Raw genomic sequence first — 14,943 nt, forward strand, 5'->3', positions numbered from 1 at the left:
CCATCAGGAGATAACTGTGCTGCGCTTTTTACCCTTGCTATTGAGCCTTAGTCTGAGCAGTCTGAGCGCATTTGCCGCTACAGACAACAAGATCGTCATCGGTCAGTCGGTGGAATTATCCGGGCAGGCAACGGGTCGGGAAAACATGCTCGGCGCCCAGCTGTATTTCAACCGGATCAATGCCCAGGGCGGGATTTATGGCCGGCAAATCGCACTGATCAGTTACGACGACCAACGCGATCCGCTGAAAACCAAAGAAAACACGTTGAAGCTGATCAACGAGAACCATGCGCTGGCGCTGTTCGGCTATCGCAGCACGCCCACGGTGGAGGCGATCTTGCCGCTGCTGGAACAGAACAAGATCCCCTTGATCGCCCCTTTTTCCGGCGCGCAATCTCTGTACAAGCCACTCCATCCCTATGTTTTCAACCTGCGTGCCAGCTATCAGGAGGAAGCGGCAAAAATGGTGGAGTCGCTGGCCACCCTGCAGATCAAAAAAGTCGCCATCCTGCATCAGGACGACACCTTCGGCAAGGATGGCCTGGCCGGATTTGAAAAAAATCTTGCAGCGCGGCAGCTGAAACCGGTCGTCATCGCCGCCTACAGCCGCAAGGATTTAAACGTCGCTGCGGCAGTCGCCAGTATCGCCGCCGCCAATCCGCAAGCCGTGCTGATGGCTTGCACGCCGAGCGCCTGCGCCGATTTCATCAAGAAAATGCGGGCATCCGGTCATTCACCGCAATTCATGATGCTCTCGAACGTCAATTCGGAAGAGTTCTTTGCCTCCCTTGGCAAGGATGGGCGCGGCATCGGTGTCATGCAAGTCACGCCATCGCCGAACAACGTCGGTGTGACTGTCGTGCACGAGTTCCAGCGTGCGCTGAAGTCAGCAAATCATCCGCCACCCGCCACCGATGCCGTGGAGGAAGGGTTTATCGCCGCCAAACTGTTGGCCGAAGGCCTGCGCCGGGCCGGCGCCAATCCCAGCGCGGAAAAACTGGTGACTGCGCTCGAAGCCATGCACGATGTCGATCTCGGGGGCGTGCACGTCAACTATAGCGCCGGCAACCATGACGGTTCGCATTTTGTGGAGTTGAGCATTGTCGGCCAACATGGCAGGCTGATCAGGTAGTACCTCGCTGCAAATTGCTTAACCAAGCGTGGATTCGTAAGCATCTTCGCCATGCAGCTCTTCGTCCATGCGATCTTCCAGCGCGGGATCGACGCGCACCGGCGTAAACAGATTGATCAGCCACAGCATGCCGTAGGTGAAGGCAAACGCCCAGATACCGGAAATGATCACGGCGGCACATTGCGTGAAGAAGAAGGAGCTATTCCCCAGCAACAGTCCGTCGGCCCCGCCGGCGTTCCAGGCCTTGGACGCAAACACGCCCAACAGGATGGTGCCGGTAAGGCCGCCGACCCCGTGCACACCCCAGACATCGAGTGCGTCATCCCAGCCCAGGCGGTTTTTAAGCGCAACCGCGTAGAAGCAAATCAAGCCAGCCAACATGCCGATCAACGCGGCCGAACCGAGCGACACATAACCGGCCGCCGGGGTGATGGTGGCAAGACCTGCCACGCCACCTGTCAGCAGGCCGACAAATTTAGGTTTCTTATGATAGAACCATTCGATAAACAGCCAGGTAATCGCGCCAAAGGAAGCGGCGATGTCAGTGTTCAGGAAGGCCGAAGCAGTGACCGCATCCACCCGGAACTCGGAGCCGGCATTGAAGCCGTACCAGCCGAACCAGAGCAGACCCGATCCCAGTGCGATCAGCGGTACGTTGTGCGGCTTGAGTTCGACTTTTTTGCGGCGACCGACGTACAGCACCGAAGCCAGCGCGGCAAAACCGGCGGTGTTGTGGACGACGATACCGCCCGCATAGTCCAGCACGCCCCACTTGGCAAACAAGCCGTCAGGACTCCACACCATGTGGACAAACGGGAAGTACACGAAGATCAGCCAGCCGGTCAAAAACAGGAAGTAGGATTTAAAGGTCACGCGATTGGCAAATGCGCCGGTGATCAGTGCGGGCGTGATGATGGCGAACATCATCTGGTAAGCCACATGCACGATGAGGGGAATACCGGCATCGTTGCCGGTGTACATGGTCTCCAGCGTGATGCCGCGCAGAAAGGCATAGTAAGTCGGGTCGCCGATGATGCCGTGCCAGCTGGGGCCGAAGCTCATCGAATAGCCGAACGCAAACCAGAGTACCGTGGTCCAGCCCAGCGAGATAAAGCTCTGCATCATGATGGCCAGCACATTCTTGCGCCCCACCAATCCGCCGTAAAAGAATGCGAGCCCGGGGGTCATCAGCATCACCAGACTCGAACAGAGGAGCATGAATGCCGTGTTGCCAATATTAAGTGTCATGGTAAGGTCTCAGTATGTTGTTTTTCAGAAATATTATTGGCTAGCCGCCAAGATAGAGCTTGCGAATGTGGTCGTTGTGCATGAGTTCGGCGGACGGGCCTTCCAGCCCGACTTTACCGGTCTCGAGCACGTAGGCGTACTTCGAGATCTTGAGCGCCATACGCGAGTTCTGCTCGACGATGATGACGCTGACTTTTTCTTCGCGATTGACGTCGACCACCGCCTGGGCGATCTGGCGGATCATCATCGGGGCCAGCCCCAGCGAGGGCTCGTCGAGCAGCAAAAGCCGGGGGCGGGCCATCAATGCGCGGCCCATCACCACCATCTGCTGTTCACCGCCGCTCAGACTGCCGCCCAGTTGATTGAGCCGTTCCTTAACGCGCGGGAAGCGGCCATACAGCTTGTCCAGGTCGTCGCGGATGCCCTGGGTATCGCGGCGCAGATAGGCGCCCATCAGCAAGTTGTCCTTGACGCTCATGTGCGGATAAATGTGGCGCCCCTCCGGTACCATCGAAATCCCGAGTTTCACCACAGCATCCGGCGTCAAGCCATCGATGCGTTTTCCATCGAACCAGATTTCCCCTTTCTTGATCCTGGTCAGCCCGGTAATGGCGCGCATCGTGCTGGTCTTGCCTGCCCCGTTTGCGCCGATCAGCGCGATGGTGTCTCCCTGTTCGAGCTTGAGCGACACCCCCTTGAGGGCCGAGACCTTGTCGTAGTCGACTTCGACGTTGCGAAACTCGAGGTACATGATCAGACTCCCAGTTCTTCATCCTCGCGACCCAGATAGGCCTCGATGACGGCTTCATTGTGTTGGATTTCGGCAGGCGTGCCCTCCGCAATCTTGCTGCCGAAGCTGACCACCACGATCCGGTCGCTGATACGCATGACGGCGGACATGTCGTGTTCGACCAGGACGATGGTGATGCCCTGCTGGACGATCTTGCGCGTCATTTCCACAGCGGCGTCGGTCTCCTCCGGGTTCATTCCGGCATACGGCTCGTCGAGCAGCAGCACGGTCGGATTGGCGGCCATGCCCATCGCGATACCGAGCGCCCGCAGATAGCCGTGCGGCAGGCTGCCGGCCTGCTCATCCATGACCTTTCCCAAACCCAGGAATTCGAGGATCGCGGCGGCATTCTCGCGGAAGCGCAATTCATCCTCGCGGGCACGGCGGCTGCCAAAAAATACGCCCCAGTTGGTGGCATGGCATTGCAACTGGTGCGCCACCACCACGTTCTGCAATGCGGTCATTTCCTTGAAGATGGTGGTCTCCTGAAACGTCCGCACGATGCCACGCTCGGCAACCACGTGGGGCGGCAGTCCGGTAATGTCTTCCTCCTCGAACAGGACCTTGCCGGCGGTCGGCTTGACGAAGCCCGCAATCAGCTTGAACAGAGTGCTCTTGCCGGCGCCGTTAGGGCCGATGATGCTCAGAATCTCTCCCTTGTTCAGGTCGAAGCTGATGTCGTTGTTGGCGACCAGGCCACCATAGCGTTTGGTCAGATTTTGCACGCTCAACAGGCTGCTCATGTTAACTTCTCCCCCGTTTTGTCAGCTTCGGCAGCCGCTGCGAGCGTGCCCTTCCTTTGACCGGAGGTCCCGAACAAGCGCTCCCACACGGGCAGGCTGAGGATGCCGTTGGGGAGCCATAGCATGAATGCGATCATCAATATCGCGTAGATGATCGGTTGAAATTTCTGCAGCGGCTGCAGGGCCTCGAAGCTCACCACCAGAAGGAAGGCGCCGACTACCGGCCCCGCGATATAGTCCAAGCCACCGAGAAAGCAGTACAGCATCGATGCCATGGAGTCGTTCACGGTATAGGTGGCCGGGTAGATATTTTGCTGGAAGGCAGCAAAGAAAGCGCCGCCGACGCCGCCGATGAAACAACAGATACTGAAGGCAATGACCCGGTACTTCGCTACGTTCACACCGATACTCGCGGCGAGGTCCTCGTTCACGCGCATCGAGCGAAACGTCCAGCCGAGGCGGCTGTTGGCGATCCGCCACAAGGACAGCAGCGTCAGTATCAGCAACGACATCGCCAGGTAATAAAAGGGGAACGGCGACGCTCCGTCAAACGCTGGAATCAAGGTCATGCCGAACAGCGACAATGCATCCGGGCGCGCGACGTTGATGATGCCGCTGGCGCCGTGGGTGAAGTCACCGCCATTCAAGATGGCAAGCCGGACCGCTTCCGTGACGCTGAGCGTGATCATCGAAAAATACACACCCTTGAGTTTCAGAATTGCCCAGCCGATCACCACCCCGACCACGCTCGCTGCGATGCCCGCCAACGGCAGGCACAGCCAGAATGAGACGCCATAGCGCGTCGACAGGATGGCGGCGGTATAGCCGCCGATCATCGCGAAAGCGCCTTGCGCGATGTTGGTGCGGCCGATGGCGAACGTCACCCAGACCCCGGAAGCGATGACGCTGAGCGTGGCTGCGTTGGTCAGTACCTGGATCAAATAGGGAGAGTTCCTGAAAAGCAATGGAATCGCTCCCAGAAAAACCACCAGCAGGAGGACAAAGCCCGTCAGCCTGAATGCCTTTTGGTTCATCGAACACCTCGTCTTTGCGTGCTATGTGGTTAGGACGATCTGCCCATGATTCCCTGCGGCCGGATAACCAGGAAAATGATGATGCCGATGAATATCAGCAGATACGTGAGCGAACCCGGGAACACCTCGTAGCCGATCGCCTCTGCGAAACCAAGCGCAAATGCCCCGAGGATTGCGCCCGCGGTCACGCCGGCACCGCCGATCATCACCATCAAGAAAGCTTTCACTGAAACCGCCGTGCCGACCCCGGCATTCACCGCAAAAATCGTCACCAGCAGCCCGCCTGCCGCGCCCGCCAGCGCGGCGCCCAGACCAAACCCGAGCATGGATATCCGCGTCACGTTGACGCCCTGCAGAAAAGTGACCTCTTTATCCTGCGCCACGGCGCGCATGGCCCGTCCCGGACGTGTGTATTGGACGAACAGCAGCAACGCCACGATCAGCAGTGCGGCCAGCCCCATCACCAGCAATCGGCTCATCGGCAAGAAGGCATCGCCGATTTCCAGCACGCCGCTGACCACCTCCGGCACGCCCCGCTGTTTTTCGCCGAAGGTGACCAGCGCGCCATTTTCCAGCAGGAGCGCAGTGCCCATCGCGAGCAGCATTGAGTTTTCCTCTCTTTTCGCGATACGCAACACACGGCGGAACAGAAATACCTCGAACAGGACCCCGATCGCACCAACGCCGACAATCGCGGCCAGCAACGCCAGGAAGTAGTTCACCCCAAACACAACGGTAAGGTAGTAGACGATGAATCCCCCCAGCATGTACATCTGCCCGTGCGCAAAGTTGACGACACGCATAATGCTGAAAATCAATGTCAGGCCAAGCGCGATCAGCGCGTAGATTGTGCCGAGGACCAGGCCGTTAAGAAGCATCTGAGACATGATTCGACCCCGCTGCAAGTTGGTGCGCCACCTGCTCCGGCCGGTGACGCGCAGAAAAACTGAAAAATGCGGCGGCGAACGCGCACCGCCTCGCAGCAGGGGCTAGGAGCCTGTCGGACTTAGGGAGAATTCGATTCTGTAAGTCCGACAGGCTCCTAGTCTGCGACCGTACCGACAAACAGTGTCTGGAAACCGCCATTCCGGTATTCGGTGACCACCACGGGCACGCCGATCTGGCGCGGCTGGCTGAAATATTTCTTGCCGACATATTTCAGGACCGTTTTGTTTTTCAGGAACGGATTCGGCATGGTGAAGTCGGGGATGGCCTTCTTGAACTCGTTGACGTCGTTGATGGCCTTCGGGTTCTTCTGCAGCGTCGCGAGGATGATCTCGAGTGCGTATGCCTTGGTCCCCGCTTCGTCATTCCATTCACCGGCGATCTTCGTGTAGCGCTTGATGAAGTCCTCCATATAGGCGCTGCGGATCTCCGGCGTACTGGCGCCACCGACCGAAACAAAGCCATCGGCCCGGTTTCCTGCGACTTCGCGCAACACCTTTGCATCCTGTGCGGTTTCGGTACTGATCTGACCCTTGTAGCCAAGTTCACGCGCCGACTTGATCAGCAAAGGCGCGTCAGCCGGAGCGACACCGGCCAGCACGATCAGGTCGGCCTTACTCTTGACCACGCGCGACATCACCGGGAAGAAGTCTGTTGTGCCCGGCTCGTAGGTATCGTTGGAGGAGACAATCTGCAGGCCGGCTTCCTTCGCCGCCTTCAGGTCCTCTACGCGCTGGTTCAGGGGGTCGGCTTCGTTACGGGTCACGAAGCTTACTGTCTTCACCCCTTTCTTATCCTTCATGTACTTAAAAATCAAAGGTGCTGCCTGGTAGGAGGCCACCATGCCGAGGATCGAGTTGCCGGCCGGCGGCGTGTAGAGTTCCTTGGAGAATGCGTAGGGGAAATTAATCGCGCCCGTAGCCTCCATGACCGGCCTGATACTGGCGGCCGAGGTGTCGACGTTAGGCCCGATGATGTACTTGATGCCTTCCTGGCGGGTCAGCCGCTCTGCACCGGATACCGCGAGTTTGGGGTCGGCTTTCTCGTCGATGCTGACGAGCTGGATCTTGTAGGTATCGTTGCCGATCTTTACGCCACCCTTTTCGTTATACATCTGGGCCGTTGTTTCAGCCGAATACTTGTTGACCAGGCCCCACGAAGCACTCGGTCCGCTCATCACCCCGAGCACGCCTATCTTGAGAACCTTATCCGCAGCCCCCGCCGTGTCTGCCATCAGCCCGCCGGCCAGCACCGCAGCGACGGTGAATATGCGTAGTACCGCCTTTGTCGTTGTCGTCATGTTCAGTCTCCTTACTTTTTGTTTTAGGACAAATTATCGTTTAGGCATAGCCCTTAAGATAATTAACTGTTGATCACTGCCGAAGGCTTTCCGACAGAGGGGAAAAGATCCCCCATTTCCCCGGCAGCGAAGACTATGCGTAGCCTCAGTTAGAACACGTGACGAATGCCTAGTGCAACACTGGTTTGACTTTGGTTTGCAAAGCCGCCGCCCACCGCAGTCGAGTCTGTATTCACCAATGTCTCCGAGGCGCCATCTGCATTCTTCAGATATGCGACGTTGGCGATCAGACTGGTACGCTTGGACAGACTATAGACACCGAGCAAACGATAGACCTTGGTGTTATTCGCAAGTGTCGTGTTCTTGCGGTACAGGGCGTCGGCAGAGGCCGTAAAGGCAGGCGTCACGGTATAGTCAAGGCCGAGTTCGTAGGCATTGGCCTTTCTCGCGCCAAGGCTGGCAATTGACTGGAACGTACCGGGACCGCCGATATTGCTGTTGGCATAGCCCAGCCTTACGCGCGCGGGACCGAAGGTGTAGCTGCCGCCCAGCGTTGTCAGTTTGTAGGCATTGCCAGTGTTACCGATCGCTGCGCCATCCTTTTCATGGTCATAGCTTGCCGCAAAGAAGAATGGGCCGTGCGAGTACTGAACAGCGATGTCATACACACTGCCGGCGGAAGTATTGCCGGCAACTTCGCCCACCGAATACATCAAGCCGCCTTGCAACCCTCCGACTGCCGGCGTCACATATTTGATGGTGTTGTTATAGATTTCGCTGACCGCATCGAACTCGGAGAACTTGAAGATCGCCCCGGAGTTAAACCCGCCCTCGAACACATTGCCAACCAGCCAATCGTCATTGAAGTTCCATTGCTTGCCCACAGTCAAGGTACCGAAACCGCCGCCCAGGCCCACGTAGGCGTTACGTGAAAAAAGCTGGCCTGTGGCAGACTGCGTGCCGTTGGTAGGATTAAAGCCCGCTTGCAGGTTAAAGATCGCATTCAGGCCACTGCCCAGGTCTTCTTTGCCTTTGACGCCGATATTGGAAACACCCAAAATGCTGTTCACCGCGGACAGCTTCGATTGCGTGCCGTCACCGACATGGTTAACGGAACTCAGCCCGGTATCGATGACGCCAGACACCGTCACGCTCGTCTGCGCCATTGCCGGGTGGATAGCAATACCAAATAGTGCTGCCGCCATACTGCATTTGCATATTATTTTCATGTCTCGCTCCTTGGATTTATTATTAAAATACAACGTCCTGCTTTTGAGTTTTTATGTGGTCCGTCAGGTAGTCTCTAATTTATTGGGAGTCTCCTCATCAGACAAATTTGCCGATTTTTTCCACCACGGCATCCCGCACCGAACCGCTGACCACAAACGACTGCGCCATCAGGATGTCGTCATGGAACCAACGGTCGCCGTCCAGGCAAGCCGGAATCTGGCGCCGGATTTCCCGGTAAGCCGCTTGCGTGCCCTGACCCAGCACGAAGCCTGGCAGCAAGTCTTCGGTCATGGTCAGCGCCTGGGCCGCCAGCAACATTTCCACGCCGATGATGTATTGCGTGTTGGCCACCACGGTGGCGGCCTTGCGTGCGCACCAGGTCGAGTTGGACACGTGGTCTTCGCTGTTGCCCTTGGCCGGAATGCTGTCGACGCTGCCCGGCATGCACAGCGTGCGGTTTTCCATCACCAGCGAACTCAGCGAACATTGCACCACCGGATAGCCGGTATTCACCCCGCGCACACCGCTCATCAGGTTGCGCGGCAAGCCCCAGGACAAGGTCGGATCGATCAGGCGCGCGACGCGCCGTTCGCAGATGCTGCCCAGATCGGTGATCGCCATCGCCATCAGATCCATGGCCTGGGCCAGGTATTGACCGTGGAAATTGCCGCCGGAGATGATTTCGAAGCCGCCGCCTTCCTTGTCGAAGATCAGCGGATTGTCGGTGGCCGAATTGATTTCCTTGTCGACGATGTTGTCGATGTAGTCCAGCGCATCGAATACCGGGCCATACACTTGCGGCGCGCAGCGCAGCGAGTAGACGTCCTGGATCCGTGCGCTGTAGGGAATATCGGTGCGGCGCGACTCTTCCGGGAACTGCACCGCGCGTGCGACGTGCGTGGTGCGGGTCGAACCTTTGAGCAGGGTGCGCACCACTGCGGCGGTCTTGATTTGACCGGCGTGCGGGCGCGCTTGCTGGATGCGCGGATCGAAGGCGGCCATCTCGGCGCGCATCGCTTCCAGCGTCAGCCCCAGCGACAGGCAGGCGTCGGTCAGCAGATTGCGGGCATCGTGCGCCACCAGGACCGCGACCGCCAGCGAGGCGGTGCAGCCGTTGATCAGGGCCGACGCATCTTTGGCTTTCAGGTCGAACTTGACCGGGCCGATCCCGGCCTGGGTGATGGCTTGCGGCGCGCTCATGCGCTGACCTTGATACATCACTTCGGCTTCGTCGAAACCGGCAATCGCCGCGGCCAGGTAGGACAGCGGGGCCAGATCGCCGGAGGCGCCGACCGAGCCTTTTTGCGGCATGAGCGGATGGATCCCGGCGTTCAGGAAGGCCAGCAGGCGATCGACCACTTCGACCCGCGGCGCCGAGTAATTACTGGCGAAAGCATTGGCGCGCAGCAACATGGTGGCGCGGCTGACTTCTTCCGAAAACGGTTCGCCGATCCCGGCGCAATGGGCCTTGATCAGCTGGGTCTGGAACAGTTCGATGTGTTCGACCTTGATGCGGGTGTCTTTCAGCAGGCCGACGCCGGTGTTGAAGCTGTACATCATCGGCGCTGCGTCGTGCATCCAGGTCGATTCGATGTAATCGCGGCTTTCTTTCAACGCGGCGCGGGAAGACTGCGCCAGCGTCACCGGCAAATGGGGCGCGCGGGCCACGCTGACGACTTGGGCTGCGCTGAGGTTGAAGCCGTCGATGGTGATGGTTGTGTTCGTCATGTTTTTTCAATTCGGAAGTTGAGTGGCGGCAGTATTGAGCGCAACCGTCATTTTTTAAAATTCTCTACGAAAGCGGTAAAGACACGGGCAGCAGCTTCTGCATCCTGGGCGGTCATAGTCTCTAACGGATGGTGCGAGATGCCGCCGTTGCCGCAGCGGACAAACAGCATCGCGACATCGGCAATCGCAGCCATCGCCATCGCGTCATGCCCTGCGCCGGAAGGAAGGTGGCGCACCGGCAATGCGGTGGAGGCAATTGCCGTCGCCAATTGTTGTTGCAGCCACGGCGCACAAGGCACGCTGGGCGCCTCGTGCGTCTTGTGCGCCTGAATGGCCACGTTGCGGCGGTGTCCGATCCTGTCGATTTCGCTGAGTACGTCGGCCACCGCCGCCAGCCTTACCGCATCGTCGCCGGCGCGGATATCGATCGAAAAAACCGCTTGGCCCGGCACCACATTGGCGGCGCCGTTCGGAACATTGAACTGGCCGACAGTGCCGACCAGTCCCGGCGTGCCGTGACAACGCCGCTCTATATACAAGCCGATTTCGGCCGCCGCCATGGCCGCATCGCGCCGCATTTCCATCGGCACCGTGCCGGCATGTCCGGCCAGGCCTTCGACCTCAACCATGAAGCGTGAGGCGCCGGAGATGGCCGTGACTATGCCCAGCGGCAGATTCTCGTTGAGCAGCACCGGGCCTTGTTCGATATGGACTTCGACAAAGGCCAGCACCGATTCAGGCGCATACGCAGCTTTGGCCAGGCCAACCGCGTGGAAGCCGGACGCCGCCATCACTTCGCGCATGGTGTGACCGTCTTCATCCCGGTTGTCGAGTACCGCCATGTCGAAGGTGCCGGCGGCGGCACGGCTGCCGAGCAAGGTTGCCTTGAAGCGGACGCCTTCCTCTTCGGCGAAGCCGATGACCTCAAGCGCGAACGGGAAGCGCTTGCCTTCGGCATGCCATCGTTGAATGCAGCTGATCGGCAGCAGGATGCCAAGATTGCCGTCAAAGATCCCGCCATTGCGCACCGAGTCGAAATGCGAGCCGGTGACCAGCGCCGGGGCATCTGCGGTATTTGCCTCATAGCGGCCGATCACGTTGCCGGCCATATCGCGCCGGACATTCATGCCCGCCGCGCACATCCATTCGGCCAGTTGCGCCGCAGCACCGTGGTGGGCCGGGGTCAAATAGGTGCGCGTCATCATGCCCGCGGTTTCCGTATGCGCAGCCAAAGCTTTTGCATCGGCCATGATGCATTGCCCGATTTCGTCCGGATATCGTAAGGATGGTTGTGTGCTCATTTGGCGGACTCCGACATTAAGTTGATTGTGGGAATGTGCTGATCCAATGCTGGGCAATGTCGCTGCGACGGCAGATCCACACCTTTTCGTGTCCCTGCACGTAATCCAGAAAGCGCTGCAGGGCGCGCATTCGGCCGGGCCGCCCGAGCAAGCGGCAATGCATGCCGACCGACAACATTTTCGGCTCGGTTTCGCCTTCGGCATAGAGCACATCAAAAGCGTCTTTCAGATATTGAAAGAACTGATCGCCATTATTGAATCCCGCCTGCGTGGCAAACCGCATGTCGTTGGTATCGAGCGTATAAGGAACGACAAGATGCGATTTGCGGCTGCCATCGCTGAGCTTGACGTCGGTCCAGAACGGCAAATCGTCGCCGTAATAATCGGAGTCGTACAGAAAGCCGCCGTGCTCCACCACCAGTTTTCTGGTGTTCGGCGAATCGCGCCCGGTATACCAGCCTAGCGGCGCTGCTCCGGTCAATTTTTTGATGATCTCAATGCCGATGCGCATATGCTCGCGCTCGGTGGCTTCGTCGAAATTCTGGTAGTGGATCCAGCGCAAGCCATGGCAGCAAATTTCATGTCCCAGCTTGACAAAGGCTTGCGTCAACTCCGGATGCCGCTCAAGCGCCATCGATACGCCGAAAATAGTCATCGGCAAGGCGCGCCGCTCGAACTCCTTCAAAATGCGCCATACCCCGGCACGAGAGCCATATTCGTAGATGCTTTCCATGCTCATGTGCCGGTCTTCAAACGCCGGCCCGCCCACAATTTCAGACAGAAACTGTTCGGAACTGCGGTCGCCATGCAGCACGCAGTTTTCCCCGCCTTCCTCATAGTTCAATACGAATTGCAGCGCCAGCCTGGCATTGCCCGGCCATTGCGGGTTGGGTGGGGTGCGTCCATAACCGACCAGGTCGCGTGGATAATCATCTGTCATCATCAATATCACTCAAAATTAAAATGGCCTGACAAAGAATATGCAGGCAAAGAGTTGCTACTCAGCCTCGTGCAAAATTTTCCAGCAAGCCTGAATACGGTTTTATCGGAGGCGCGGCCCAGTCGCCGCGCTTGCTGGTTTTCAAACCAAGCTGCACCAGGCTTTCCACCAGTTTGACTGCGACCGTCACACCATCGATCACCGTGATGCCAAGCTCACGCCCGATGGCTTCACAGAGGTCGGACATGCCGGCGCAACCGAGCACAATGCTGTCGGCCTTGTCTTCGTCCATCGCGCGGCGGCATTCGTCGACGATAATCCGATACGCATCCGAACCGGGCTTTTCCAGATCGAGCACGCATAGCTCGCACGCCCGCACCTTGCGACAGAAACGGCTCATGCCATATATTTCGGCCAGATGCCAGGCGATTCCGCAGGTACGCTCGAGCGTGGTGACCACGCTGAAACCGGTGCCGATCAGGCTCGCCGCATGCATTGCCGCTTCCGCGATGCCGATCACGGGGCCACGTGCCGCTTCACGCGCGGCATACAGACCGGGATCACCGAAACAGGCAATCACATAACCGTCGACGCCATCGGCTTCGCCCAGCCGGATTTCATCGAGAATGCCAGGCACACTCAGCGCCTCGTCGTAATAGCTTTCGATGGATGCAGGCCCCATGCTCGGACTGACCGCCAGAATTTCCGTACCGGCGGCAGCGACCTGGCGCGCGCTATGGCCGATTTTCTCGGTCATGCTCCAGGTCGTATTGGGATTGATGATTTTAATTTTCATGATTGGACCTAAATAATTTAGGTGACTCGCCGCCGGGAAGAATAGCGGCGAGTCGGGGGATGAAGCTTGTCGCCAGGCGAGCGAGCCCCATCAGGAAGCGCCCTGACGCCCGCTGCACAACTACGCCTTATGCAGAATAAGGCTAGCATTCGATTGTGGTTTTACAAGGAATCCGGCAGTTCGCCCGCTAACCGTCCGGCCGCCGGCGCTGCCCGTTTGTCGCTGATGGTCCAGTAAATCGCCAAGCCGCAGCCCATGCCGATGAACCAGGTGAAGTTGGCCAAGCCGCCGAGAGCAGGGACCAGCACGCACAGGATCGGAATGATGGCCGACGGAATCAATGCCATGATGGCTTTGGGGTTGTAGCCATGGCTATACCAATAGGCGCCCTTATGATCCATCGTGTACAGGTCATCGACGATCACTCTTTGCTTCTTCACCAGATAGAAATCGGCAATCAGGATACCGAACAGAGGTCCGATGAAAGAGCCCAGGATATCGAGCGTGTAATGGATCACGTGCGGGTTATTGAACAGATTCCACGGTGTGATGAAAATAGAACCCACTGCCGCGATCATGCCGCCCATGCGCCAGCTGATCAGCTTCGGTGCCACGTTCGAAAAATCGAAGGCCGGTGAAACAAAGTTGGCGACGATGTTGATGCCGACCGTAGCAATCATGAAGGTCAGGCCGCCCAATACCACGGCAAAGGTGTTGTCGATATGGCTGACCATTTCCACAGGGTCCGTGATCAGCTTGCCGTAAATCGGCAGCGTTGCAGCGATACATACAACTGTCAGCAGCGAGAAGCCGAGGAAATTCACCGGCAGTCCCCAGAAATTGCCCTTCTTGACCGATTTGTAATCCTTGCCGTAACGCGAAAAGTCACCAAAGTTGAGCATCGGGCCGGAGAAATAGGACACTACCAGCGCGACCGCGTTAATCATCACCGGAAGGGCTTGCATGCCGCTGTACTTGATGCCGCCCAGATTCAGGTCGATCTTGCTCCAGCCAGCCTTCGAAATGAGCCAGACTGCCAACAGGATCATCACCACATACACCGCCGGGCCAGCCCAATCGATGAATTTACGGATGCTGTCCATGCCAGTCCAGAACACGATAGCCTGCAGTACCCACATCACCATGAAACCCAGCCATCCCAGATACGACAAGCCGACAAACCCATACAGTTTGACATCGGCATAGGGCGCCATTTGAGGGAAGAACTTTAGAACGATCAACAGGAAAGCGCTCGATGCAAGGTAGGTCTGGATGCCGTACCAGGCCACCGCAATCAGGCCGCGGATAATGGCCGGAATATTCGCGCCGAGCACGCCGAAGGTAGTACGGCAAATGACCGGATAAGGTGCGCTTGTGACCTGACTGGGTTTTGCCACGAGGTTGGTAAAGAACTGGACGATCATGATGCCCGTCAACAGCGCAACCAGCACCTGCCAGCTACTGAGTCCCAGGGCGAACAGACTGCCGGCAGTCACATAGCCGCCCACGCTATGCACATCGGACATCCAGAACGCAAAAATGTTATAGGTGCCCCAAGTCTGCTTTTTCAGCGGCGCCAGGTCTTCATTGGTCAGCCGATCGTCATACGACGGCTTGATAACTGCGTTATGCTTTTCCATCTTTGTCTCCTAAGGTTTGACATAGCAAGCTTTATTATTTTGTCTGCAAGGTGATGCTTTGCAGGCGTCTGCGTTCGTCAGTCGTGCACTGAATATGGCAGGACGCCGGTATTGCT

At 58.0% G+C, this 14,943-nt stretch carries 13 protein-coding genes; 1 reads left to right on the forward strand and 12 read right to left on the reverse strand.

Annotated features, from left to right (window positions below):
- Positions 1-16 precede the first annotated feature (16 nt).
- Positions 17-1,132 (forward strand): ABC transporter substrate-binding protein, encoded by a 1,116-nt coding sequence (locus AC3CHX_RS25985; protein WP_488630831.1) that lies wholly within the window; start codon positions 17-19, stop codon positions 1,130-1,132.
- Positions 1,133-1,150: 18 nt separating this feature from the next.
- Here the strand turns inward: AC3CHX_RS25985 and AC3CHX_RS25990 are convergent, their stop codons facing one another.
- The 12 genes from AC3CHX_RS25990 to AC3CHX_RS26045 form a co-directional block, all read right to left on the reverse strand.
- Positions 1,151-2,380, reverse strand: coding sequence for an ammonium transporter (locus AC3CHX_RS25990; protein ID WP_488630832.1), 1,230 nt, complete (start codon positions 2,378-2,380; stop codon positions 1,151-1,153).
- 40 nt (positions 2,381-2,420) lie between these two features.
- Entirely contained in the window at positions 2,421-3,131 is a 711-nt protein-coding gene (locus tag AC3CHX_RS25995; RefSeq protein ID WP_488630833.1) for an ABC transporter ATP-binding protein, read from the reverse strand.
- A gap of 2 nt (positions 3,132-3,133) precedes the next feature.
- On the reverse strand, positions 3,134-3,913 hold the full coding sequence (locus tag AC3CHX_RS26000; protein ID WP_488630834.1) for an ABC transporter ATP-binding protein: 780 nt from the start codon (positions 3,911-3,913) through the stop codon (positions 3,134-3,136).
- Complete coding sequence (locus tag AC3CHX_RS26005) at positions 3,910-4,947, reverse strand: branched-chain amino acid ABC transporter permease (RefSeq protein ID WP_488630835.1); 1,038 nt, start codon at positions 4,945-4,947, stop codon at positions 3,910-3,912. The genes AC3CHX_RS26000 and AC3CHX_RS26005 overlap by 4 nt, the downstream gene beginning before the upstream one ends.
- Positions 4,948-4,976: 29 nt before the next feature.
- Positions 4,977-5,834 (reverse strand): branched-chain amino acid ABC transporter permease, encoded by an 858-nt coding sequence (locus AC3CHX_RS26010; protein WP_488630836.1) that lies wholly within the window; start codon positions 5,832-5,834, stop codon positions 4,977-4,979.
- A gap of 155 nt (positions 5,835-5,989) precedes the next feature.
- Entirely contained in the window at positions 5,990-7,192 is a 1,203-nt protein-coding gene (locus AC3CHX_RS26015) for an ABC transporter substrate-binding protein (protein ID WP_488630837.1), read from the reverse strand.
- A gap of 149 nt (positions 7,193-7,341) precedes the next feature.
- Positions 7,342-8,421 (reverse strand): porin, encoded by a 1,080-nt coding sequence (locus AC3CHX_RS26020; protein WP_488630838.1) that lies wholly within the window; start codon positions 8,419-8,421, stop codon positions 7,342-7,344.
- A gap of 97 nt (positions 8,422-8,518) precedes the next feature.
- On the reverse strand, positions 8,519-10,150 hold the full coding sequence (locus AC3CHX_RS26025; protein WP_488630839.1) for an HAL/PAL/TAL family ammonia-lyase: 1,632 nt from the start codon (positions 10,148-10,150) through the stop codon (positions 8,519-8,521).
- A 47-nt stretch (positions 10,151-10,197) separates the two neighbouring features.
- Positions 10,198-11,451, reverse strand: a complete 1,254-nt coding sequence (locus tag AC3CHX_RS26030) for an allantoate amidohydrolase (RefSeq protein ID WP_488630840.1) — start codon at positions 11,449-11,451, stop codon at positions 10,198-10,200.
- Between the two features lie 16 nt (positions 11,452-11,467).
- Positions 11,468-12,394 carry an allantoinase PuuE gene (puuE, locus tag AC3CHX_RS26035; RefSeq protein ID WP_488630841.1) on the reverse strand — a complete coding sequence of 309 codons (927 nt, stop codon included), beginning with the start codon at positions 12,392-12,394 and terminating at the stop codon, positions 11,468-11,470.
- 58 nt (positions 12,395-12,452) lie between these two features.
- Entirely contained in the window at positions 12,453-13,187 is a 735-nt protein-coding gene (locus AC3CHX_RS26040) for an aspartate/glutamate racemase family protein (protein WP_488630842.1), read from the reverse strand.
- A 161-nt stretch (positions 13,188-13,348) separates the two neighbouring features.
- Complete coding sequence (locus AC3CHX_RS26045) at positions 13,349-14,827, reverse strand: NCS1 family nucleobase:cation symporter-1 (protein ID WP_488630843.1); 1,479 nt, start codon at positions 14,825-14,827, stop codon at positions 13,349-13,351.
- Positions 14,828-14,943 lie beyond the last annotated feature (116 nt).

The organism is Glaciimonas sp. OK215, assembly GCF_057787885.1.

Coding starts and splice junctions, on each gene's coding strand:
- AC3CHX_RS26030 (WP_488630840.1), bottom strand. CDS start 11,451: ATGAGCACACAACCATCCTTACGATATCCGGACGAAATCGGGCAATGC.
- puuE (WP_488630841.1), bottom strand. CDS start 12,394: ATGATGACAGATGATTATCCACGCGACCTGGTCGGTTATGGACGCACC.
- AC3CHX_RS26000 (WP_488630834.1), bottom strand. CDS start 3,913: ATGAGCAGCCTGTTGAGCGTGCAAAATCTGACCAAACGCTATGGTGGC.
- AC3CHX_RS26005 (WP_488630835.1), bottom strand. CDS start 4,947: ATGAACCAAAAGGCATTCAGGCTGACGGGCTTTGTCCTCCTGCTGGTG.
- AC3CHX_RS26010 (WP_488630836.1), bottom strand. CDS start 5,834: ATGTCTCAGATGCTTCTTAACGGCCTGGTCCTCGGCACAATCTACGCG.
- AC3CHX_RS25995 (WP_488630833.1), bottom strand. CDS start 3,131: ATGTACCTCGAGTTTCGCAACGTCGAAGTCGACTACGACAAGGTCTCG.
- AC3CHX_RS26040 (WP_488630842.1), bottom strand. CDS start 13,187: ATGAAAATTAAAATCATCAATCCCAATACGACCTGGAGCATGACCGAG.
- AC3CHX_RS25990 (WP_488630832.1), bottom strand. CDS start 2,380: ATGACACTTAATATTGGCAACACGGCATTCATGCTCCTCTGTTCGAGT.
- AC3CHX_RS26045 (WP_488630843.1), bottom strand. CDS start 14,827: ATGGAAAAGCATAACGCAGTTATCAAGCCGTCGTATGACGATCGGCTG.
- AC3CHX_RS26025 (WP_488630839.1), bottom strand. CDS start 10,150: ATGACGAACACAACCATCACCATCGACGGCTTCAACCTCAGCGCAGCC.
- AC3CHX_RS26015 (WP_488630837.1), bottom strand. CDS start 7,192: ATGACGACAACGACAAAGGCGGTACTACGCATATTCACCGTCGCTGCG.
- AC3CHX_RS26020 (WP_488630838.1), bottom strand. CDS start 8,421: ATGAAAATAATATGCAAATGCAGTATGGCGGCAGCACTATTTGGTATT.